General features: G+C 47.3%; 18 protein-coding genes. 2 read left to right on the top strand and 16 right to left on the bottom strand.

The window, feature by feature from the left end; translation table 11 throughout:
* Nucleotides 1-4: 4 nt before the first annotated feature.
* The 12 genes from JOD20_RS18580 to JOD20_RS18525 all read right to left on the bottom strand — a co-directional run bounded on the left by JOD20_RS18580 (nt 5) and on the right by JOD20_RS18525 (nt 17,183).
* Nucleotides 5-5,614: a type I polyketide synthase gene (locus JOD20_RS18580; protein ID WP_204756709.1), complete on the bottom strand. Its 5,610-nt coding sequence runs from the start codon at nt 5,612-5,614 to the stop codon at nt 5-7.
* Nucleotides 5,615-5,706: 92 nt separating this feature from the next.
* Nucleotides 5,707-6,543, bottom strand: a complete 837-nt coding sequence (locus tag JOD20_RS18575) for a thioesterase II family protein (RefSeq protein WP_204756708.1) — start codon at nt 6,541-6,543, stop codon at nt 5,707-5,709.
* Nucleotides 6,543-8,270 (bottom strand): NAD(P)/FAD-dependent oxidoreductase, encoded by a 1,728-nt coding sequence (locus JOD20_RS18570; protein WP_204756707.1) that lies wholly within the window; start codon nt 8,268-8,270, stop codon nt 6,543-6,545. Before JOD20_RS18570 ends, JOD20_RS18575 begins: the two co-directional genes overlap by 1 nt.
* Nucleotides 8,270-9,991, bottom strand: a complete 1,722-nt coding sequence (locus tag JOD20_RS18565) for an NAD(P)/FAD-dependent oxidoreductase (RefSeq protein WP_204756706.1) — start codon at nt 9,989-9,991, stop codon at nt 8,270-8,272. Before JOD20_RS18565 ends, JOD20_RS18570 begins: the two co-directional genes overlap by 1 nt.
* Nucleotides 9,991-11,775: an NAD(P)/FAD-dependent oxidoreductase gene (locus tag JOD20_RS18560; protein ID WP_204756705.1), complete on the bottom strand. Its 1,785-nt coding sequence runs from the start codon at nt 11,773-11,775 to the stop codon at nt 9,991-9,993. Before JOD20_RS18560 ends, JOD20_RS18565 begins: the two co-directional genes overlap by 1 nt.
* A 428-nt stretch (nt 11,776-12,203) precedes the next feature.
* The gene (locus tag JOD20_RS18555) at nt 12,204-12,530 is read right to left on the bottom strand and encodes an SCP2 sterol-binding domain-containing protein (RefSeq protein ID WP_204756704.1); all 327 of its coding nucleotides are present in this window, start codon (nt 12,528-12,530) and stop codon (nt 12,204-12,206) included.
* On the bottom strand, nt 12,530-12,844 hold the full coding sequence (locus JOD20_RS18550; RefSeq protein WP_204756703.1) for a hypothetical protein: 315 nt from the start codon (nt 12,842-12,844) through the stop codon (nt 12,530-12,532). Before JOD20_RS18550 ends, JOD20_RS18555 begins: the two co-directional genes overlap by 1 nt.
* Nucleotides 12,845-12,883: 39 nt before the next feature.
* Nucleotides 12,884-13,264, bottom strand: a complete 381-nt coding sequence (locus JOD20_RS18545) for a nuclear transport factor 2-like protein (RefSeq protein ID WP_204756702.1) — start codon at nt 13,262-13,264, stop codon at nt 12,884-12,886.
* A 97-nt stretch (nt 13,265-13,361) separates the two neighbouring features.
* Nucleotides 13,362-13,937 carry a DUF1697 domain-containing protein gene (locus JOD20_RS18540; protein WP_204756701.1) on the bottom strand — a complete coding sequence of 192 codons (576 nt, stop codon included), beginning with the start codon at nt 13,935-13,937 and terminating at the stop codon, nt 13,362-13,364.
* A gap of 65 nt (nt 13,938-14,002) precedes the next feature.
* Entirely contained in the window at nt 14,003-15,163 is a 1,161-nt protein-coding gene (locus tag JOD20_RS18535; RefSeq protein WP_204756700.1) for a cytochrome P450, read from the bottom strand.
* A gap of 43 nt (nt 15,164-15,206) precedes the next feature.
* On the bottom strand, nt 15,207-16,469 hold the full coding sequence (locus JOD20_RS18530; RefSeq protein WP_204756699.1) for an aminotransferase class V-fold PLP-dependent enzyme: 1,263 nt from the start codon (nt 16,467-16,469) through the stop codon (nt 15,207-15,209).
* A 57-nt stretch (nt 16,470-16,526) separates the two neighbouring features.
* Nucleotides 16,527-17,183: a peroxiredoxin-like family protein gene (locus tag JOD20_RS18525; protein WP_204756698.1), complete on the bottom strand. Its 657-nt coding sequence runs from the start codon at nt 17,181-17,183 to the stop codon at nt 16,527-16,529.
* 964 nt (nt 17,184-18,147) lie between these two features.
* On the opposite strand from JOD20_RS18525, the gene JOD20_RS18520 reads away from it, so the two are divergent.
* Together JOD20_RS18520 and JOD20_RS18515 are read left to right on the top strand one after the other, a co-directional pair.
* Nucleotides 18,148-19,635 (top strand): sensor histidine kinase, encoded by a 1,488-nt coding sequence (locus tag JOD20_RS18520; RefSeq protein WP_204756697.1) that lies wholly within the window; start codon nt 18,148-18,150, stop codon nt 19,633-19,635.
* Nucleotides 19,632-20,309, top strand: coding sequence for a response regulator (locus JOD20_RS18515; RefSeq protein WP_204756696.1), 678 nt, complete (start codon nt 19,632-19,634; stop codon nt 20,307-20,309). Before JOD20_RS18520 ends, JOD20_RS18515 begins: the two co-directional genes overlap by 4 nt.
* A gap of 65 nt (nt 20,310-20,374) precedes the next feature.
* Here the strand turns inward: JOD20_RS18515 and JOD20_RS18510 are convergent, their stop codons facing one another.
* The 4 genes from JOD20_RS18510 to JOD20_RS18495 all read right to left on the bottom strand — a co-directional run bounded on the left by JOD20_RS18510 (nt 20,375) and on the right by JOD20_RS18495 (nt 22,433).
* On the bottom strand, nt 20,375-20,584 hold the full coding sequence (locus JOD20_RS18510) for a hypothetical protein (RefSeq protein WP_239583937.1): 210 nt from the start codon (nt 20,582-20,584) through the stop codon (nt 20,375-20,377).
* Nucleotides 20,585-20,657: 73 nt separating this feature from the next.
* Nucleotides 20,658-20,975, bottom strand: a complete 318-nt coding sequence (locus JOD20_RS18505) for a hypothetical protein (RefSeq protein ID WP_204756695.1) — start codon at nt 20,973-20,975, stop codon at nt 20,658-20,660.
* A 426-nt stretch (nt 20,976-21,401) separates the two neighbouring features.
* Nucleotides 21,402-21,614 (bottom strand): DUF4287 domain-containing protein, encoded by a 213-nt coding sequence (locus tag JOD20_RS18500; protein WP_204756694.1) that lies wholly within the window; start codon nt 21,612-21,614, stop codon nt 21,402-21,404.
* A 48-nt stretch (nt 21,615-21,662) separates the two neighbouring features.
* Nucleotides 21,663-22,433 (bottom strand): MOSC domain-containing protein, encoded by a 771-nt coding sequence (locus JOD20_RS18495; protein WP_204756693.1) that lies wholly within the window; start codon nt 22,431-22,433, stop codon nt 21,663-21,665.
* Between the last annotated feature and the right edge of the window lie 360 nt (nt 22,434-22,793).

Below are 22,793 nucleotides of genomic sequence, written 5' to 3'. Positions count from 1 at the left end.
CCTCCTAGACAGCGTTATTACTTCCAACAGACTGTTCGAACTGCATCAGAAGCCGTTCGAGTTCGCTACTATCAGTTTGTTCAATCAAACGCTCAATTTCTGTTAGCGATAATTGTTCTGCATCGCCTTGAGTTTCAGCTATTGGTACAGGTTGAAGCTGGCTTAATAAACGGCTTGCAAGTTGTTTAATCGTGCTCCCTTGCAATAACTCAAGGACAGAGAGGTTAACTTTGAGGGTACTTTCCACCCGTCGCTTGACTTCAATCGCCATCATTGAATCCATCCCAAGATTAAGCAGCGATTCGTGCTCACCTAGTTGCGCTGGTTCAAGCCGTAACGCATGGCCGATTAACTCTTGCAAATACTCAACAACAACGAGGGATTGTTCCTCTGCTGGCAAATTACTGATTTCTGTCAGCAAAAAGCTTTCATCTGCTTGGGATTGATGGCCGCTGGTATCGGTATTTGCCTGACCGAGCAACGAGAACATCGGCGGCAAGGCATCTTGCAACGTCTGATTGCGAACTGTTGCCCAATTCGCTGAAATAGCAATCAAATGGTTTGGCTGTTGGCTCAGCATTCGACCAAGCATTTGCGTGCCTATTTCTGGAGTAATGAGGTCAATCCCTCGTTTGGTATAGTGCTCTTCCAAATTGAGGTGCTCGATCATTCCAAAAGACCATGGCCCCCAGCCAATGCTTAGGGCAGGCAACCCTTGCTGATGTCGATAATGGGCCAGCGCATCAAGAAACGCATTTGCTGCGGCGTAGTTCGCTTGGCCAAGGGCAGTAATGACCGAGCCCGTCGATGAGAAGAGAATAAAGAAGTCTAATGGCGCATCACGCAGCATTTCATGTAAGAGCCAGCTGCCATGTATTTTTGGGCGAAGAACTTTCTGGAATGTTTCACGCTTCATTCGTAGTAGAAGATCATCCTCAACAACCCCTGCAATGTGCATCACACCGCGAATTGGCGGCCAGCCTTCCGCCATATAATTCGTCAGAAAGAGACGAAGTTCTGGTTCATCAGCAACATCGAGCGCCGCCACATGAATGCTCGCCCCTTGGGATTCTAAAGCGCGAATTGATTGGATCATGGCTGCTTGGCGTGAATTTGCTGCCACCGTTGACCATTCCGAACGGGGTGGTAACGCTGTTCGACCCATCAAAATTAAGCGGCGAGCGCCATGTTCAACCATCCACTGGGCAACAAGCAACCCTAAGGCTCCGAAGCCACCCGTTAAGAGATAGCTGCCATCGGCACGAAATGTTGGAGGCATCGCTGACGTGAGTCTGGTACTTGGGATAAGTCGCGCTACATAACGGGTATCATTACGATAGGCTACTTGGTCTTCAGAATCACGCTGGGTTATGGTTGCGATAATTGCGTTGGACTGTGACTGGGCAGTTGTTCGATCAAGATCGATCAACCCCCCCCACATGTTTGCAAACTCTTGATGTCCAATCACGCGACCCAGACCCCAAAGTGGTGCTTGATCGATTGCAAGTGGATGGGTAAGCGCTCCAACGGCTTGGGCTCCACACGTAACGATCCAAAGTCGTGGTAGTTGGTTCCAGCCACTTTGAGTAAGGCCTTGTAACAGGGCAACCACTGCTTGGGTTCCAACGATCTGCGCCTGCTCAATTGCAGCTAAAGTAGGATTTTGGTCGAATGTTGTATCAAGTCCCCATAAATAAATCATGTGGCTACAAGCCGTGTTTGTTGCCGCCAACGTACTAAATAAGTCCACAAATTGACTATTATCTTGCGGATTCAGGGAGTAGTGCTGCCCATCTTGGGTCAACTGAGAAGTTGTTGAATGGGTTACGCTCACAGAATTAAGGCCTTGCGCCGTTAATTCTGTGAGCAGTGCCGCGCCAACTCCAGTTTGATCGGTAAAAACAAGCCATGTTCCTTCAAGAGGCTGCTCTACGTTCTCGCTGCATGGGTGTGGATGCCACTCAAGCTCATATAAACTTTGATCGAGCCGTTCAGTAGATAAGCTTAATGCGACCGATAATGATTGAGCACGGAAACCTTCTATTTCAGCGATGAGTACGCCTGTGGTATCAACAATCTGAATATCGCCCACAATCATACGGTGATCGATACTCCGAATGCGCGCATGCACCAAAAGCTCGCCGCCTGAACCGGCATACCATTGCAAGCGATCAATGCCGACGGGGAGATAGGGAGTGGTAATCGGATCGGTTGCGTTAAATCCCTGTGGGCGGGCAGCGGTTAGCAAAACCTGAAACGCTGCATCAAGCAATGATGGGTGAAAAAAATAGTTTGCTCTATCAGCTTCGATTGCTTCAGGTGCTTGCAAACGGCCAAGCGACTCACCAGTCCCAACAATAACATGCTGGATTGCCTGAAATGTTGGCCCATAGTGAAAGCCCATCTGTTGCGATTGTTGATAAAATACTTCACGCGATATTTCACCGTTACTTCGTTGTTCAATCCCAGCAAGATCAATAGGGTTGCGTTGCGTTTGTTGTTGACGCTGACGCAGTTTCACGGTCGCATGTAATGTCCAGCGTGATTCTGCTGTGGCCGTATAACTGTAAATCTCAACGGTAGCCCGCTGCGGGTTGAGCACTGTCTGTAATCGAGGGTCAACAGTCGGGGATACGAGTAGGGCCTTGCGAAATTCTATTGACTCGAGGATGTAATTCGCCGCGCCAAAATTGGCTTGGGCTGCTGCCAACGCCATTTCAATAAACCCTGCCCCTGGAAAAAGGATGTTGCCCTGAATCTGGTGATCGTTGAGATAGGGTAAGAGCCGCGGGTTGAGTTCCACCTCCCACGTAGGATAGACAGCACTCATCTTTCGGCCAAGTAATGGATGCACATTGTTGCCCACGCGATTCTCAAACGATTCAACCGATTCAGTCCAGTAGGCTTTTAATTGCCATGGATACATTGGGAGCGGAACGAAGGTGCCCTTATTTGGTACGAGTTTTTGCCAATCGAGGGCAGCTCCAAGCGTATATAAACGACTTAATGACGCAGCAATTGTTGTTTGTTCATGTTCGCCACGGCGCAATGATGGCAACACCACGCCATCAACTTTCTGTGCGCTTAATAATTCGCTCATCGGGCTTGCTAAGACTGGGTGAGGACTTAATTCAACAAAAATCTGGTACCCATCTTGGATCATGTGATCAAGTGCTGAAGAAAAAAGTACCGTTGCCCGCACATTTTGCCACCAATACTCAGCGTCTGAGCGGCGACCGTCGAAGCGCGTCCCAGTTACGGTTGAGTACAATGGCACAACTGCTTGTTTTGGGCTGAGCTGGGCTAAAGCTGCCAGCAATTCTTCGCGTAAAGGGTCCATATAATGACTGTGATAGGGAACTTTAACCTTGAGAAAGCGATGGAAAACCTCATAGGTAGCAAGTTGGCGGGCCATATCCTCTAAGATTGCTGTATCGCCAACAAGGGTTACGGCACTTGGGCTATTAATTGCAGCAATCGATACCTGATTTCCTGTTTCATGGATTGCCTGATTCAAGGTTTCTGGGGTCATGCCCACGGCAAGCATTGATCCTTGTCCAGTTGTTCGTTGTTGAAGTTGGCTGCGGTAGTAGATAACGCGCATCGCATCATCAAAGCTCAATACGCCTGCAAGATAGTGGGCAGCAACCTCACCCGCGCTATGGCCGACAATCGCATCAGGAACAATGCCCCATGAACGCCAAAGCTCCGCTAAGGCTACCTGAATAGCAAAATTGGCAGGTTGGGCAACTTCGGTCTCAGCCATCCGCGATGTGGCTTCGGGCGCAACCATGGCTTCGAGCAATGACCAACCGCTATAGTGGGCAAAAGCAGTATCGCACCGTTCAATCCAAGCGCGAAAGACTGGCTCTTGCTGGATTAACTCGCGGCCCATCGCCCACCATTGTGGTCCCATCCCAGCACAAACAAAAACGATTTTTGGAGACTCATGGGCATTTGCCAGTCCCACCGCCACCTCAGGATGCGGATCACCAGCCAAAAACGCTGTGAGTTTGCTCGCTGCATCCTTGGCTGAGTGTGTCACAATCGCCAATCGATGATTGTGTTGGGTTCGGCGCTTGGCCGCAGAATAGAGGATGTCTTGGAATGATTCACTTGTGTATTCGAGAAAATCACAATACCGTGCAGCTAATGCTTGCAGTGCATCAGCGCTACGGGCGGAAATAGGCAAAATTGCAATCGGTGTTTCGGTAGACGCTGGGATGGCAACATGATTTTTGATCGGAGCTTCTTCAAGCAGAACGTGGGCATTTGTGCCGCCAAAGCCAAACGAATTAACCCCCGCGAATCGCGGTTGATCACTTGCTGGCCATGATTCTAAGACAGTAGGAATGCGCAGCCGTAATGCTTCAAAAGGAATCGCAGGATTCGCATGTTGGAAATGAAGATGTGGCGGGATGAGTTGGTGTTTCAATACCAAACTCGCCTTGATCAAGCCCGCAATGCCCGCCGCAGCCTCAAGATGACCAATATTCGTCTTAACCGAACCAATGATACATGGTTGATCCGCAGCCCGATCCGCAGCCACAACGGAACCAATCGCACGCGCTTCAATGGGATCGCCGACAGGAGTGCCCGTCCCATGAGCCTCAACATAGCCAATTTTGCTTGGATCAACGCCAGCCCGATGATAGGCTAAACGCATTGCAGCAGCTTGGGATTCCCCATTAGGCACCGTAATCCCGTTGGTTCGTCCATCTTGGGTAACCGCCGTGCCGCGAATTACAGCATAAATAGGGTCGCCATCGGCTTGGGCTTGGGCTAAGGGTTTGAGCACAACAACCGCAGCCCCTTCACCACGAGCATAGCCATTGGCCTCGGCGGAAAACGCTTTACAGCGCCCATCGGGAGCCAAAAATCCGCCTTTTGATTCGGCGATTGTCATGGTGGGAGCGAGCATTATATTCGCCCCACCTGCAATAGCCATGGTGGATTCTCCATTCCATAGGCTTTGGCATGCTAAATGGACGGCAACAAGTGAACCGGAACATGCCGTATCAATCGCCATGCTTGGGCCATGCAAATCAAAAATATACGAGAGCCGATTTGCCAGCATGGTCATCATCATGCCAGTGGCAGAATGCGCTTGGAGTTCGTAGCGGCTAAATACACCAAAATTTTGCATTAACTGATAATCAAGCGTGAATCCACCAACAAAAACACCGGTTTTGCTCCCAGCTATCTGCTCCGAACATAAGCCTGCATCTTCAAAAGCTTCCCATGTGACGCGCAGTAAAAGCCGCTGCTGTGGATCAAGCCACATTGCCTCACGCGGAGAAATTCCAAAAAAATGCGGATCAAATTGATCAATTTGTTCGAGATACCCACCGCGATAGGTATTCATTTTGCCCGATTTACTTGTTTCAGGGTCATAAAATGTATCAATATCCCAACGATCGTGGGGGGTTTCGCTGGTTGCATCGACTCCTGCACACAGAAGATCCCAAAAGGTAGCAGGATTAACCGCCCCACCGGGAAAATGACACCCGATCCCGATAATGGCAATTGGTTCGAGATTAGGCTTAGGTTGTTCAGCCAGCTGTTCACCGTCGAGCGCTGACGAATAACGCTGTGAGTCCTGTTGGTTCAACATTGCACGCCTCACTTGAGTGGTAAATAACAGAGCATCCGCTATGGCCAGCATGCTCAAGCAGCTTAAAACTGCTCGATGCGATGGATTGATCGTTAGGCCATTGGGAGATCTTGCGCAATCAGAGCCAATAAATGATCATGAGCACTATGGACAAAAAAATGATTGCCTGGCACGATAGTTTGCTGATAGCTCGCCTGCGTATGCAAAATCCAACCATCAAGATCCGTTGGACGTACCCGAATATCATCTTGGCCGCCAAAGATGCGCAACGGACAGGATAGTGGAGGCTCAGCATGGTAGTTATAGGTATCACAGAGCTCAAGATCGGCCCGCAATGTTGGCAATAAGCCACGCATTAACTCATCATTGCGAAGAATTTCCAGTGGAATACCCTCTGCCTCCAAAACGACCTTAAAAACTTCGGTTGGCAAATGATAAATTTTGATGTTCGGACTCGGGAGTTGAGGGGCGCGAAACGCTGCAAGATAGAGGGCTATTGGCTGATATGGCGTTGTTTTGCGCAAATAGCGGGTAAATTCAAAACTAATTAAGGCCCCCATACTATGCCCAAAGCATGCAAATGGGCGGTCAAGCAAGGGCATCAGCGCCGCACTAAGATCATGAATTAACGTTGGTAAACGGTTATACGCGGTTTCACCAAGTCGATTCTCCCGACCCGGGAGCTGAACCGCACAGATTTCAACATCGTCAGGCAACCCGTGAGGCCACAAACGGAAAAGCGAGGCCCCTCCCCCGGCATAAGCAAAACAAAATAAGCGTAGTCGAGGGTGTGATTGCGGCTGGAGCCGAATAACCCAATCCTTTGCTCGAAGACTCGGAGTTTGGATTGTTTGCTGTTTTAGCTGTTGTAATAACAATGCTTGTTGGGCGAGAGGTAATGCCTTAATTCGTTCAACAACATCACTCATTAGGCTAATTCCTCGGCTGCTTGGTGCGATTGACCAAGGGTTATCCATGTGCTACTCACAGGATTGTCGAGATTATCTTGCTGGTAAATCGCAACAAGTTCTGTTAGATCGGGGTTAGCCTGCCACTGGTGCAGTTGATGCTGAACATCCGCGCGATCATGCTGATCATCAAACAGTTCGGTTACGGTCACAATCAATTGGCCAGCAAGTTGCTCCAAGAAACGTAAATTTGCAGCAAACTTTTGATCGAATGCGCGATCATCGAGTCCTGCCCGCATTTCAAGATGCAAGCGCCGCATAAAGTCAAAATCATAGAATCGGATTGCAAGATCGCTTGAGTGTGACTGATCGATTGCATGCCATTCACGGAAGAAGGCTTGAACAAGCTCACTTAGCCTTGTTAGGCGCAATAATTTCAGGCCAATAACAGGGCTTTCTACGAAGTTTCGATAGCGATCATGGAAATAAAGTAAGCCTGGAACCGCCCAATAGACTGCCGTATCCCAAAGCACTTTGGCGACCATAATTTGCGCATGATTCATAAGCGTATATTGCTGTTGGTAGGTACTGAGCCATGAATTCGCCACCATCAAAAAGAGGCGATTATGGATTTCAGCATAATCAGCAAATTCTTCATCGTCCCGACGATCACGCAGAATGAGATCGCAGATCAGGCCGTTGCCAATCGCTAGCAGATCTCCGCCTGGTGAGTAGAAGGGATCAAGCGAAACCCCTGCTTCTCCAGCAAGACACCAGCGTTCCGCAGAATACACTCGTTCACAGCTATACGAGTAATTCTTCATGACCCGAAAATCTTGAATGGCATCACGGTGTTGTTCGATGATCGCCGCACATTGTGGTTCGTGGGCATGCAGCCACGTCAATGCTCGATCGAAGCGATTCATTTGCTCAAACGCATGCATGCTCGCATCGCTCACAATTCCGACGCTCGTTGATCCCGACCCGAGTGGAATCAACCATACCCAATAACCATCACCCATCAGGTGATTCGTGCTTAGAAAGCGTTGGCCATCAATGATGCGCGCATGCCATTCGGGGTCATCCGACCAGGTATTAATGTCAATCGGATGGGCAACGCGAAACCATACCGCATTGGCATGGTGTCCGACCGATTTGGCCAAGCCGAGTTGACGTTTCAAGAACGCACTGCGCCCACTGGCATCAACCACCCAGCGCGTGGCAACCGCATAATCAGCCCCGGCATGCTGAAACGCCACCTGATGCTGTGGTGCTGCTGGTTGCAGGTTCACCGTGGTCACCTTACTGCTTGGTAAAAAGGTGACACCCTGCTCCAGCAGCAATTCGCCTAAGGTGTTTTCTAACCGCCCTCGATCAAGCTGGTATGTTCCAACCGCATAGGGAGGAGGAACAGCATGCCCAAGCTCGACCCGACGGGTAATATCACGATTATCATCAGCAGTGAAGAAAATCCGTAAGCCGAACTTGTTGAGATGCTGGCTTTGTAAGTGGTCTTCCAAGCCCAAGACATCCCGCAAGTAATGGGCACAAATTTCCACGGTTGACTCGCCCACTTTGTGCGCTGCCTCTGGCACGGGGTGCGCTTGCTTTTCGACCACGAGGATGGTAATGCTTGGCTGCATGCGTTTAAGTTGTAAGCCAAGCGTCAACCCTGCCATGCCACCACCAAGGATGACAACATCATAGGCGGCGGCGATCGTTGGATGAACGGCTGTGTCATGGGTCATTACAGAACCTCCTGCTTCTTCTGTTGCTGCTGCCCCATGGTGATCCAATGGCTATCAATCGGATTTGTCAGAGAATCTTCGTTATACACCGTAAGGACTTCCGCCAAAAATGGATCATTAAGCCATGCGTCGATTTGGTTGCTATGGGTCAAGCCATCGGCGCGATCGCGCACAAGTTCAATCACCGTGCTAACTAACTGGCCAGCTAGTTGTTCAAGTAAACGCGTATTTTTAGCAAATTGCAGATCAAGTTGCTCATCAGAGAGATTTGCTGCCATACCAGTATGCAAATCAACCAAGAAATCGAGCAAGGAGTAGGGGTCAGCAAATACGTCGGACGCAATCGATTGATCAATCGCATGCCATTCGCGGAAGAAGGCTTGTACCCGACTATGCAGATTCCAACATCGATAAAGATTGCCTAAGAGACTCGGGCTATCGGATAAGCTACGATATTTATCTTGGAAGTAGAGTAAGCCAGGGAACGCCCAATAGATAACCGTATCCCATACTAATTTGGCGACCATGACTTGAGGATTATTCATGAGCGTATATTGCTGTTGGTAGGCAACCAGCCAAACTTCCGATAATATCAAAAACAGTTGGCTATGGCCTGTTGCTCGTTCTTCAATCGATTCACCACTAAGCTCGCGTAAAATGAGATCGCAGATCAAGCCATTGCCAATCGCTAGCAAATCACCACCAGATGAATACAGTGGGTCAATTGCGACTGCTGCTTCACCAGTTAAGCACCAGCGTTCGCCAGAATAGACCTTTTGACAACTATATGAATAATCTTTCATGACCCGAAAATCTTGAATGGCATCACGGTGTTGTTCAACCACGGCTGCACATTGTGGTTCGTGGGCATGCAGCCACGTCAAGGCCCGATCAAAGCGATTCATCTGATCGAACTCATGCATGTTCGCATCGCTCACAATCCCAACGCTCGTTGATCCCGACCCGAGTGGAATCAACCACACCCAATAACCATCACCCATCAGGTGATTGGTACTCAGGGAACGTTTTCCATTAGTAACCCGGGCTTGCCATTCGGGGTCATCCGACCAGGTATTAATATCAATCGGATGGGCAACGCGAAACCATACCGCATTGGCATGGTGTCCGACCGATTTGGCCAAGCCGAGTTGACGTTTCAAGAACGCACTGCGCCCACTGGCATCAACCACCCAGCGCGTGGCAACCGCATAGTCCGCCCCGGCATGCTGAAACGCCACCTGATGCTGTGGTGCTGCTGGTTGCAGGTTCACCGTGGTCACCTTACTGCTCGGTAAAAAGGTGACACCCTGCTCCAGCAGCAATTCGCCTAAGGTATTTTCTAACCGCCCTCGATCAAGCTGGTATGAATGCAATGGAGCAGGAGCGATCTGACCATACTCCACCCGATGGGCAATATCACGATTATCATCAGCAGTGAAGAACATGCGCAAGCCAAATTTGTTGAGATGCTGGCCTTGTAAGTGGTCTTCCAAGCCCAAGACATCCCGCAAGTAATGGGCACAAATTTCCACGGTTGACTCGCCCACTTTGTGCGCAGACTCGGGCACGGGGTGTGCTTGCTTTTCGACCACGAGGATGGTAATGCTTGGCTGCATGCGTTTAAGCTGTAAGCCAAGCGTCAACCCTGCCATGCCACCACCAAGGATGACAACATCATAGGCGGCGGCGATCGTTGGATGAACGGCTGTGTCATGGGTCATTACAGAACCTCCTGCTTCTTCTGTTGTTGATAACTGAGGGCTATCCAACTGCTATTGATGGGGGTAGACCAGCTTTCGCGGCGATAACAACTAATCAATTCGGCAATATAGGGTTCCGTTTGCCAAGCCTGAATTTGACGTATCATTGCTTGACTATTAATTTGCTCCGCACCTGCTTCAATAACAATGCTAATGATTTGACCAGCTAAACGTTCAAAAAAGCGTACATTTGTATCAAATCGTTGGGCTACTTCATCCTCAGAGAGTTGATCAGCCATACCTTCGTGCAGTGCTACCATAAAATCCAATGGCGAGTAAAGATCAACGAAGGCTTCAGCACAATCTGCTGTATCAACTGCATGCCATTCACGATAAAAAGCTTGGATTCTATTACTTAAATCAGCGATTCGAGTTAAGTTTGCGGCAACGCTGGGCATATCAGCTATTTTGCGGAACGTGTCGTGAAAGAACAGGAGGCCAAAAACACCCCAATAAAAGGCAGTATCCCAGATGATTTTTGTAATCATAATTTGGGCATTATTCATCAGCGAATATTGTTTTTCATAGATGCTGAGCCAAATATTGGCTACTGTGAGGAATAAACGGTCATGAATCAATGCACGAGCTTGGATATCTTCACCATTGAGGTTGCGGACAATCAAATCACAGGCAAGGGTATTGCCAATCGCAATCATATCGCCGCCAGGTGAATACAGTGGGTCGAGCGAGATTCCTGCCTCGCCAATCAAGCACCACCGATCAGCAGAATAGACTTGTTGGCAACTATAGGAGTAATTCTTCATCACGCGAAAATCTTGAACAGCGGCTGGTTGTTCTTCAATGACCGCTGCACATTGTGGCTCATGGGCATGGAGCCACGTCAAGGCCCGCTCAAACTGATTCATCTGATCGAACTCATGTTTGTTGGCATCAGTCACAATACCGACACTCGTTGAGCCTGAAGCCAGACGAATTAACCAAACCCAATAGCCATCACCCATCAAGTGATTCGTGCTTAAGGAACGATCACCCTCAGGAATACGAGCATGCCATTCGGGATTATTTGACCAACGATTAACATCAATTGGATAGGAAACCCGAAACCAAGCAGCATTCGCCTGATGCCCGACAGGTTTGGAGAGACCAAGTTGGCGCTTTAGTAAAGCCCTCCGCCCACTGGCATCAACCACCCAATTGGTGATAACAATGCGTGACTCAGCAGCCTGAATATGCAAGCGGTGATAAGGGGCCTGCGGCTGAAGATCAATCTGCTGAACTGATGCGCCATCAAGGAACACGATTCCAAGATCACGTAATTTAATGCCCAACGTATTTTCTAAGCGGCCTCGATCAACTTGGTAGGTATATAAAGGGGGAGAAATTGTGGGACCAATTTCGACCCGTTGAGCCAGATCAAGATTATCACCACGACTGAAAAACATCCGAAGCCCAAATTTACGCAATTGTTGGGTATGCAGATGTTCTTCCAGCCCCAAAATATCGCGTAAGTAATGAGCACAAATCTCAACACTCGATTCGCCGACTTTGTGTGCTGCTTCAGGTACGGGATGGGACTGTTTTTCGATCACAAGAATAGTGCTTGTGGGACGCGCCTGTTTCAGCTGGAGAGCCAAGGTTAGTCCAGCCATACCCCCGCCAAGAATAACAACATCATACCGTTCAGCAGTTGCATCCTGTTGCATTTTTTGCATCTGCAATTCGCGTAAGAGTTGTTGTTGCTGCTCAGAGGGGAGGGCAGCAATACGCTTTATAACATCGCTCATTGACGACCATCCTCACATTACTCAAAGTATGTTTCGGTATCTACTGAAAGTCGTTTACTAACAATAGGCATAAATGAGTTTGATTGCGTCCGTAAAAACCCGTGATCCGACTCCGTATTTTCACGAATACCCATACCAAACTCAGGTTCTCTAGTCGGGATAGCCAACTTACTAGCAGCCTAAAGAAACCTTATGCGAGATGCATAAAGCAACAATGGCAATCAAGGTTTGTTACTTGAAGCCAGCTAGTTGGGGTTGCTTAAGTTCATGGATGAGCGTGGGGAAATAGCCAGAGTAGCTCCATTTGTCGATCAATTATGAACAAACAAATCATTGATGAGCTACCACCATCCGAGAAGCGGAACATCCGATCAGGCCAAGGAGTCACAAGAGGATCGGAGGTTCCTGTCCAGCATAACGTCGGTTATTTATGCATTCTCAACCGGAAAGAATTGAGGCATCTTCATTGCAAGCATCATATCGCCATCAACTTTAAGTTTGCCAGCCATAAATGCCTTCATCGAATCGAGTTTGCCCTCGGCAATCGCAATCCAATCTTTGGCACTGGTTGTAAAAGTGACATCAGGATTTTCGACCCCATTGGGGATCAAATGGCCTTCGCCGCCTACAATTTGAAACGCCCAGGTACCGCTTTCTTCCCCCACAATATTCCATTGAATGGTTTTATTGAGCCCAGCTGCTGCTGCTGTATTAAAGCGGCTTGGCATGGTTTTGAATAATTCATCAATCGTCATTATGCTTCCTTTGTGCTTACAAACTCGATTGCCGAATGCGCTAGCTCCAGCCAACGTTGCTCATCAACTGTATCAACAACAATCCAATCTTTCGATGGTCGTCCGCCCGACATATACAATTCGCCCTGACCTTCAGCCACGATTTCATCGATCATCGAGGCTGGTAGCTTGACACAGAGTTTGTTCTTAACGAGCATGGCAAACACTTTGCCATTAACTCGCAAACCCGAACCAAAGCCACTTTTACGGGATTGCGTAACTTCATCGTTTTCCATCAACGATTCGACAAGTACACGATATGTTTCTTTCGACATCCAAATACCCCCTATACATAGATAGCGCTACAATACCACTTATTGCTCCGCTTGTGCTGCGCGAAATGCCAAGATTGGCGCAGGATCAAAGATCAGCGTAATTGTCGCAATTTTGGCATTGACCAAACGAATGTGCTCAGCAATCAGAATATCACCGGCAACCGTATGGGCTGTGTAGATCAATGTCGCTTGCTCATCACTATATAACTCGCTACGCAAATCGATGCCTGTCGTTATCAAACGCTGAAAGGTGCTCAATACCTCGATATAGGCGGCAGCACTCTGGCCTTGTTTGATTGGTCCGGCAAACACAAGATCGGTAGCAAGCAAGGCATGTACTGGTGCAATATTGCCAGTACTCCAAGCATCAAAGTAGCTTCGAACTACATGGTTGGTGGTCGGTTGGACCTCAACACCCATGCCACACTCCTTTTAGGTTTAGAATTAGGATTCAGGTGGTTCCTGTTAATACCAATACATAGCATAAAGATTACTGTGGCAATCCACATCAGTAAAATCACTGACTGGTAGTCCTCGCAATTCGGCTAATTGTTGTCCAGTTGCGGGTTGTGGCAAGAACCCCAAGCTCTTTTTCAATATCCCCGGTTGGGTTACCATATCGTCCGTTGCCTAGTGGAAATACAAGGCTATAGATTTCGGCATCGCCTATATGCAAAATCGTATAACCTTGATTCTTGGGCTTAAGCACCAATGGCAAGTGTCGCTGGTCAATAGGTGTAGGAAGTAAGCTCAGATAGGCTTTACTGCCCGAGGGCACTTGCCCCAACCCGAAGGGATTGTGGTCAACAATTTGCCGTATCGCTGCTACTGTACGCAGAAAAACATGAACGTGATAGCCAAATTCATTGGCAAGCCATTGTTCAAGCAGATGCGTTACTTGCATAGGGTTTGTTTCAGCTGTCCAAAAAGCAACATTACCAGTAGCCAAGAAGGTCTCCACATCGTCAAGCCCTGCCCGTAGAAAAAGCTGCCTAAGATCGTGCATTTTCATTACTTTTGAGCCAATCATATTGATGCCACGTAAAAATGCAATGTAACGCACACGATCAGCTTGGTGGATTCGATCGATCATCAGGCTCTCTCTTTCCAATCGAGTTAGACCTTTGGATTGGCATAGGCTGGTAATTGGGATGAAAATTAGCTTGGCCGAGGCGTTGGAGTAAAGTTGATCGGCAAATGGCGAACCCCTTGGATGATTAACCCACCCAATGGCTCAAGCAGTTGCTCAGGGAAACTAATATTTGCACAGCGCTCGAGAATGACTCGCAATGAAACATTCCCCTCAAGTCGAGCCAACGGCGCACCTAAACAATAATGGATGCCATAACTAAAGGCCATATGTCGATTTGGAGTACGCCGAATATCAAAACGATCAGCATCAGGAAAAACGGTTGCATCACGGTTGGCTGAAGGTAAGAATAATTGAACATATTCCCCAGCCTTGATTGCTTGCCCATTAATTTCGGTATCACGAGTTGCAACCCGAAACGTGCAGACCAACGGCGACCAGTAGCGAAGCGATTCTTCAACCGCACTTGGAATCAAGCTGCGATCAGCATAGAGTGCTTTAAGCGACTCAGGATTTTCCATGAGGCATAAAAAGGTGTTGCCAATCAAGTTGGTCGTTGTTTCATGGCCACCAATTAACACCAAGGCACTGGTTGTTACAATGTCATGGTCGCTGAGCCGCTCGCCATCTTGCTCGGCTGCTGCCAAAGCGCTAATGAGGTCATTGCCTGGTTGCTCGCGTTTACACTTAAGCTGATACCGTAGGTATTCAACCATTTCATCTTGGGCACTCCCGCGTGGCAAATTTGGATCTTGGCCAATCTCCCGAACAATGGCATCTGACCATAGTTTGAATTGATCACGATCTTCAGCTGGAACCCCAAGTAACTCAGCAATAACAATCGTTGGAAGCGGAAAAGCAAAATCTTCAATGAGATCCATTGTGCCGCGCTCAACGACTTCATCTAAGAGCCTGTTGGTAATTTCGACCACCCGTTCTTCCATCAGTTGTACTCGCCGTGGCGAAAAGGCTTGCGAAGCTAAGCCATGCAGTTGGCGATGGCGAGGGGGATCCATCGATAATAAACTTGAAGCAATTAATTCCCCAGCCAAAGAGCCTTGGTTCGAAGAGAAAAGACCTGGATCAATCAAGACTTTCTGAATATCTTCGTAACGGAAGACTTGCCACATATGCATTTGGTCATTGAATAGAATTGGACTCTGTTCGCGCATCGCTTGAAACGACGGGTTGAGCTTTGCCAATGGTACTTTTTGAAATTCTTTCAGCATACGATCCATCCTCCACATTCACTAAAATGAACTGAGAAGCAACCTAGCCTACCGCAAGGGCAGTCTTGCCGTGGGTAATCGCAATTTCACGAATTGCGTTGATGAGTAAGTCAACTTCGGCTGGAGTGGTATAAAGGTAGAATGAAGCACGAACATTGCCTTCAACAATATTGGCTTGTTGGACTTCATGAAAATAATGAAGCGCACAATTATGTCCAGCTCGCAACCCTATGTTGTAGTCTTCAGTTAGCAAACGGCCAACTTTCAAGGGGTAAATACCTTGGATATTAAAGGAGATAATCCCGCTTCGCTTGGCTGGATCACTTGGGCCAAAAAGGATAACACCAGGAATATCTTGCAGCCCATTAATTGCCTGTTGAATTAATTGTGTGTCATGGGCAACAATTGCATCCATGCCAACGCCACGAAGATAATCGATTGCAGCGCTTAACCCAAATGTTTCGGCAATTGGCGGCGTTCCTGCCATCCACTTATGCGGCAATTCGCTATAGTTATGTGACGCAAGCGTACAATCATCAAGCGTCGCATACCGTGAGCGATACGTATTGATCGAGCCGCCACCGAGAAACGCTGGGGTTAAGTCGCGCGCATGAGGGGGTTTAAGATAAAGCACCCCAATCCCTGTTGGGCCACACATTTTATGCCCAGAAAAGGCTAGAAAATCACAACCGATCTGCTTAACATCAATTGGTAAGTGCGGAACCGACTGACACGCATCAACCAAATATAAGACATTGTGCTCCTGACATACGGCTCCAATCGCCGCAACCGGCACAATCACCCCTAATACATTGGAAACATGGGTTACTGCAACCAGCCGAGTCTTAGGAGTAATCAAACTCTCGAGCTCAGCCAAATCTAGCGTCCCATCATCTGCTGCCTTCCACCAACGGAGTTTCACCCCCACTTTCGTGGCTAAACGCATCCAGGGAAACACATTTGAGGAATGTTCTAGGGTGGAAATAATAATCTCATCATCTGGTTGGAAATCGAGGCTCAACGCTACTAAATTAATCGCGGCAGTAGCGTTGCTTGTAATGGTAATATCCTCAACATTTGCGCCAATGAATTGTGCAATGTTTTCCATTGACGCATCGAACTTACGGGCAGTTTCCATGGCAAGTTTGTGCATGCTCCGGTGGAGGTTGGTGCGGTGATGAAGGTAATAATCGGCCATCGTATCAAGCACAACATAGGGGGTCAGCGAGGATGCTGCACTATCAAGATAGATCGATTCATCATGAATAGTAGGAAAGTCTTTACGAATAGCGTCAATATCGAACATTAATAATACTCCTCCGTTTAGATCCTAGTAGGCCTGTGAGGACTAACGACAATAGTTTTAGAGGGCTTTTAATCGTTCGAGAATAACGAGTGGATCAAGTCGCTGCATAAAATTTGGATCAACGTACGAAAGCCGGACAGTTCCTGATTGATCAATAAGATAGGTGGCTGGAATGGGGATTTGCCAAGAATCATCATTGTTGAAACGGGGTAAATCTTTCCGAACTTTCATATGGGCTGAACGAGCTGGCTCACCAATGGTAAAGACCAAGTTGAATTGAGCAGCGACCGTATTACCCAAATCGCTGAGGACAGGAAAGCCAAGCTCTTGGCGTTCGGTTAATGAAAGACAATGATCTTGTGTCTGTGGGGAAATCGCAATTAACGAAGCTCCAGCGTCGATAAACTCTGGTAAAAGTCGTTGGTAGGCGCGCAATTCAAGATTACAGAAATTGCACCAGATTCCTCGATAAAAGGTAATCACCACCGGCCCTTGTTCTAATAGTTCCGACAGGGTTACAAGATTACCATGAGCATCGGGAAGGGCAAAATCAGCGACTTTATCACCTTCTTGAAGGGCTTTTTCGGCGGCGCGCGATTCGACCAGCATGGCAATTGGACTCGTTAAATCATCGAGCAATGGCCCAGGCATACGACCAACTTGCATTGCAATAAAATCGTCAATTTCTTGTTGAAACGTAGAAGTAACGGTCATGAACATGCTCCTTTGTGCCACCTAAGCTGAATTCGGTGTGGATCGAACTTAGATTAAGCACATGCTGTTAAGACTAGAATCCAGAAAGTGGCGTAAAGGAGTTTCATTTCAATGCCACTGCCTGCCGCCGCTAGCTTCTACTGATTATAGGAATTGACAGCCAATACGCCATCCGTAAAAACTCGTGATACCACTACGTAATTTTACTGGTATGTATTCAGGTATAATCGACTATAATTCATGGAGACAGAGAGATTGGTTCATTGTGGAATATTTGGCATCCTTAATCTATTGCTCGTTTTGAAAGCCAAATGCGCTATGTGCTAATTCATTCTTGGAAACCAATATCCTCATATATTGGATTACCGACTATCGAGGGACTGGGGCAACGACGCTTCAGCGAAGCAAAGCGACAGCGATATGTATCTGCTAGGCTTCAATCAAGAATCACCTAAAGCCTATTTATAACCTTCAGCGAGCAACATACAATCCTCCTAAATTTCAGGATGATAGCGATTAAAGATAGCAACTCAATAAAGCCCAAAGAACCACACTATTTGTTTTAAGTATGTAAAGCCTTTATACTTTATTCTATAGACATTCAATGAGCTTATATGCTGGAGGTATAGTATTTAAATACATCTGTTGATCATTATTATTTGCTCGTATTCCTGTACTCCAGGATTCCTACTGTATTGCTTTGAGAAGTGTGTCCAACTCTGTTCAATAAGATATATGCCATAAGTGAGATAAGAAAGCCAGCGTCCTAATTCACTTTTCTCCTTATCTTCCTCATTAATTTAACCTAATTACAATTCAGCTTTTATGGTGTATATCTACTTATATAGTAAGTATCTTGTAATTCAGTTTAATCAATAAAACTCTGTATACCAAATTACCCCGGACTCCCTAGTGGTAGCCTCCCCTGTAAGGATGCTACAAATGATGAAAGGGTTAAATTGTTATGGAATCAAACAAACCACCAATTAACGCACGAAATACGAGGTTCCCCAGCACATTCATAAAGCATTTTTTATGGCGGAAAATAAACTTAAAAAGCGGTGGTATCAGATATTCTGATGGACAGCTATCTGAGATAAGCTTACCCCGCAATCGCTATCAACGCGCTTTTCTTGATACCATATTTATGTCACGTTCGCTCTGGACACTTGTAATCGGCACATTTACCTTAGGCTTACTGCTTTTTCATGGGGTTTGGGCCTTGATTGGTTGGATTGCAATCCTTGTTGTTCATATCGCAATTAAGACGATTTTTATCCCGCCTAAGCAAAACGCCCTTACCACACCCTTCGTATCATTCTTTAGACAACGGGACACACAAAACGATGATCCCTATCAAACAATTCGGCTGAACGTTGGGCGTGGTTTTACCGTTGCTTCGGATATCTATACCGATTACACCAGCGTCTTATATAAGATTCAATCGTTAGTCAATGCCCAAACCGTCATCCTCTTGCTCGCAGATCCTACCTTCCAAGCAGTTCCCAAGGTTCATTGCAGTGTTGGTGCCAACTGTGCTGAAATTGAACAGATGCTTCAGTCAGTCGTTTGGGATCGCCATCAAGGCATCATTGTGCTGCCAAACAACGAGTCACTTTTGGTCATTCAGCTCGCAGCCCATACCTCTACCGTTGGCTATCTTTGTATTACGGCCAAAATAGGTTCCTTGCCATTTCACTTAACCAATCGTGAGCTATTGCTTGCCTACGGTGGCCAAATTGCGCTCCTTATTCGAAATAGCCAACTGAAGCTCGAACTCAAAACCCAAGCAAAAACGCTAGAAGACCTTTATGAGCAGATGCAAACCGCTCAAGAAGCGGAAAGACGCTGGTTAGCATCTGAGCTTCATGATGAGTCACTCCAAACCGCGATTCACCTGCATCGGCAGCTCGCAATCAATGCTCATCAAAATTCGGTCGTTCGTCAATGCCATCTATTAAGTCATACCCTGATCGATCAACTACGCAGAGTCTGTATGGCTATGCGCCCACTGATGCTCGATGATTTGGGACTCATTGCCGCGCTTGATACATTGGCCCAAGAACAAAGTGATCGTTTGGGTATCGCTATCTCGCTTGAATTTAATGCATCAATCGATGAATTGGCAATTGATCCCCACCTTGAATTGGTCTTATATCGCACTGCCCAAGAAGCTATTAATAATAGTATTCACCATGGTCGAGCCTCACATATCAAAATCAATTTGGATCTTTGTGCTGGACATGTTCAACTCGTGCTTCATGACAATGGCCGAGGTTTTGATGTGCCACAAAATCTTAAAGCTTTGATGGCTCATGGGCATCTTGGCTTGATTGGCATCAAAGAGCGAATCGAACATGTTGGCGGAAAACTCCAAATAACCTCTAGTCTAGAAACGGGGACAACAATTCATGCAACCATCCCTTTAGCTTTAGAAAAGGTAGCTCCATGATTAGAGTACTTTTAGCAGATGATCATTTGTTGTTGCGCCAAGGAACTAAAGCACTTTTGGCAACAGCCGATGATATCGAAATTGTGGCCGAAAGCGGGGAAGGTGGCGAGGTTATCGAATTTATACAACGCTTAAAGCCAGATATTATCTTGCTTGATATTCGCCTCCAAGGCATGAGCGGGATTGAAGTCGCCCGAGCTATTCGCGGGCTTATGTTGGATACAAAAATTCTCATCCTTTCTGGTTACCATTATGAGCAATATGTTCGGACGCTCTTTGCCGTAGGGGTTCATGGGTATATGTTAAAGGATGCCTCAGGCCCAGAACTCATCGCATCGATTCGGGCAGTTTGCCGTGGTGAAACCGTCTTAAGTGCTGAAATATCTGCTCATCTTGTTGCAAAAAATCATCGTTTTGGGCTTGCTGCCAATGAAGAATTAAGTGATCGCGAGCGTGAAGTATTAACCCAAGTGGCGTATGGGGCTAGTAATAAAGAAATTGCTGCAGTATTAAATATTAGTATCCGAACTATTGAAACGCATGTTAGCAATGTGATGGTTAAGTTACGGGCTCGCTCACGCACCGATGCGGTAAATCTTGCGATCCAATTAGGAATCATCGTTTTAGAATATCCTTCTTTCAATACAGGGTATAAAGGAACGAGTAACGGCTAAATTATATTTAGCACTCAACTGTGGTAAATGTGAATTTTTCTAACTGGTCTGTGGATCGATGCCGTTTAGGTATCTGCCTGAACGGCATCTTTTTTGATCATCAGAGCGGCAGGCCATCTGGGCCAGCTGTTCGATCGTGGCGGTTGGCTGGGCCAGATGCCATAGACGAGGGTTTGGACGAGCGTGCTCGGACAAAATGTGGCGCGGTCGGGGCGTTTGTCATACTGTTGGGCAGCGACGATGCTCTCAATCGTGGTGGTTAAGAGGGTGTGCATCGCGTCGCGGATCTGCGGTATGCAGTAATACCAGCTACCATAATCCTTATTTGAGTGGTCTTGCGTTTAACCCCTAAATGGGATAATCATTGCGATATGGCTGGACGAGCTGGTTGAAATCGTCCAGCCATTTACTAAGGATGATCCACAGTTCGTCTGCCGTGACATTCCGATACCACTCCTTATTCAATAATGAAAATTCCCCAATGTCATCATTAATATCAATTAAATGCCGTTCCACCTCAAAATAACGAATATTAAATTCATTATTGGTCAGAGGATACACGCCAATCCATGCCCGCCGGGTCGATTCCGCGGGGAGGGGTATTTCCGCACAAACCATCGTTACTCTACGAATGACCATATCGTAAACTTTATAGGGAATATCCATGAGCCGAAACTCCATCGCGTCCCATCCTGTAGTATTTTTGTAACCTCGAGGCTCTTGATTTAGACGTACAGGTTAATGCGGCGGGCTTGTTACGCGTCGTCTGGGTATCGGGTGCGCATCACCCAAGAGTGCTTCCCGTACCGCTAACGCCCATTCATAGCATCCTTGTGCCTCACTATAGCGCCATTGCCACTCATTGAAGCTGTAGTGAGGCACAATTTAAAAAAGATGAGTTGGAACAGATCTGGAATCGATCAGGTATTCCTACTCCTGAACATCTGCTCGCTATCATCAAGCAGAAATGGTTGAACGTGATTAGCAAATCCAACAAGCCATCTTTTATACTTAACAAGCAGATCAATAACAGGATTACGCTGTTTTTCTCATACGTGATGCAGGGCACAAGACCGTCACGAGCGTTCAGATCTATTGCTTTTGGGCGCGATAATAGGCAACCAGCGCATTCGCATGGCCATGGCCCATAGCATACTCGGCCTTCAAAGCAGCAACCATCTGCATATGGGTTTTGTCCGTCATGCCAGCGAGAATCGTCATCCAATGATCAATCGAATGGCCATAGGTTTTTTCGATTGCTGGAAAATAGGAAGCTGGGCCTTTAACCGCTGGTTCCTTCGTCATACAGATCCTTTCTGAATCGCTATTTGTGAAGAATCGCCGCTGGTTGCGCTATTTTCCACGCCACCCATAGCGCTTAAGATCGAGTTGATACCCTGCTGGTTCAATGCTATCAAGCTTAACTACCGCGATACCTTCAGCCTGCAAAGCTTCAATTTGGTTCGGAATATAGTGAGGCAGCAGCCGACCTTGTGTATCAACCACCCGATGAATCGGATAGTGCTCGGGCGCTGTTTTTTGCAGATAGTGCGGAATAACCCGCATAAAACTGTTTGCTACGCCCATCCCAAGCACAATTTCTTTGTAGCTTACAACTTTAGCATAGGGAACGGAAGCAATAAAGCTCAAAAATCGGTTATAGGGTACATTCGAAAGTGGCGGCAGAGTCTCCGCGCCAACAAGGACCGCATCGCCACAACGTAGCTCACCACCAGCAAGCACCGTTCCTAAAATTCCGCGTTTGCCAACAATCTCCTTAATTGGCCTGCCAAGTACATGGGCGATTCGCTTACACGGTTCACAATGAAAAGTAAGCCGAATTTGCACGCACTTGCCTCCATGCAGCACTGCACCGGGCACGAATTCAGCCTCTGGCAGCCCTGCTAGCACAATATTTTCGCGCAAATCGCCTGCGTGCAGATTAAACGCATCAAGATCTTCGCGCCGGAGCACTAACACTTGCCGAGGACTCAAAGGATGACCCTGACAATCGCCAACAATTCCATGGCCTTGCTGCATGGTCATGCCAATTGCGCTGACATCAACCAGCGCCTGACCCTTGGCTGGTTTGAGAAAGAGCGCCTGAATCGTAGCTCGCGACATTGCACAATCCTTTGTGATAAGCACGCATATGCTGGTTACGGGCAGAGACTGCACTGGCAATTATAGTGGATCAAGCCAAACAGAAAAAGCTTTTTTTATTATGTAAATATAATTTCTTACAGTGCTGGTTGACATTACCCAGCATGCTATGCTAGCAGATGATCGGATAGCCTTTCCAGGTGAAACTATCGTCGGTTGGATTAGTTTCCTCGAGCCTGATGCCCAGCGCGGCAAAATCTATGAAGGGCTGTCGTTATCGGGAGGTTTGATGACCGATGATCTTGATCTGATTCCATGGGAGGAAATCATCAGGGCTGTATTTTTCAATGAGTACACTATATGGAGCCAATGGGCGCTAAA

Origin of the sequence: Herpetosiphon giganteus (assembly GCF_016907925.1) — a bacterium.
In the GTDB taxonomy this organism is placed as follows: domain Bacteria; phylum Chloroflexota; class Chloroflexia; order Chloroflexales; family Herpetosiphonaceae; genus Herpetosiphon; species Herpetosiphon giganteus.
The sequence above is the reverse complement of the archived record's forward strand: the minus strand, read 5'-3'. Positions and strand labels throughout refer to the sequence as shown.

Bases quoted from the DNA above. Each gene is read 5' to 3' on its own strand.
- JOD20_RS18580 (WP_204756709.1), bottom strand. From the start codon at position 5,614: ATGTTGAACCAACAGGACTCACAGCGTTATTCGTCAGCGCTCGACGGT.
- JOD20_RS18575 (WP_204756708.1), bottom strand. From the start codon at position 6,543: ATGAGTGATGTTGTTGAACGAATTAAGGCATTACCTCTCGCCCAACAA.
- JOD20_RS18570 (WP_204756707.1), bottom strand. From the start codon at position 8,270: ATGACCCATGACACAGCCGTTCATCCAACGATCGCCGCCGCCTATGAT.
- JOD20_RS18565 (WP_204756706.1), bottom strand. From the start codon at position 9,991: ATGACCCATGACACAGCCGTTCATCCAACGATCGCCGCCGCCTATGAT.
- JOD20_RS18560 (WP_204756705.1), bottom strand. From the start codon at position 11,775: ATGAGCGATGTTATAAAGCGTATTGCTGCCCTCCCCTCTGAGCAGCAA.
- JOD20_RS18555 (WP_204756704.1), bottom strand. From the start codon at position 12,530: ATGACGATTGATGAATTATTCAAAACCATGCCAAGCCGCTTTAATACA.
- JOD20_RS18550 (WP_204756703.1), bottom strand. From the start codon at position 12,844: ATGTCGAAAGAAACATATCGTGTACTTGTCGAATCGTTGATGGAAAAC.
- JOD20_RS18545 (WP_204756702.1), bottom strand. From the start codon at position 13,264: ATGGGTGTTGAGGTCCAACCGACCACCAACCATGTAGTTCGAAGCTAC.
- JOD20_RS18540 (WP_204756701.1), bottom strand. From the start codon at position 13,937: ATGATCGATCGAATCCACCAAGCTGATCGTGTGCGTTACATTGCATTT.
- JOD20_RS18535 (WP_204756700.1), bottom strand. From the start codon at position 15,163: ATGCTGAAAGAATTTCAAAAAGTACCATTGGCAAAGCTCAACCCGTCG.
- JOD20_RS18530 (WP_204756699.1), bottom strand. From the start codon at position 16,469: ATGTTCGATATTGACGCTATTCGTAAAGACTTTCCTACTATTCATGAT.
- JOD20_RS18525 (WP_204756698.1), bottom strand. From the start codon at position 17,183: ATGACCGTTACTTCTACGTTTCAACAAGAAATTGACGATTTTATTGCA.
- JOD20_RS18520 (WP_204756697.1), top strand. From the start codon at position 18,148: ATGGAATCAAACAAACCACCAATTAACGCACGAAATACGAGGTTCCCC.
- JOD20_RS18515 (WP_204756696.1), top strand. From the start codon at position 19,632: ATGATTAGAGTACTTTTAGCAGATGATCATTTGTTGTTGCGCCAAGGA.
- JOD20_RS18510 (WP_239583937.1), bottom strand. From the start codon at position 20,584: ATGCACACCCTCTTAACCACCACGATTGAGAGCATCGTCGCTGCCCAA.
- JOD20_RS18505 (WP_204756695.1), bottom strand. From the start codon at position 20,975: ATGGATATTCCCTATAAAGTTTACGATATGGTCATTCGTAGAGTAACG.
- JOD20_RS18500 (WP_204756694.1), bottom strand. From the start codon at position 21,614: ATGACGAAGGAACCAGCGGTTAAAGGCCCAGCTTCCTATTTTCCAGCA.
- JOD20_RS18495 (WP_204756693.1), bottom strand. From the start codon at position 22,433: ATGTCGCGAGCTACGATTCAGGCGCTCTTTCTCAAACCAGCCAAGGGT.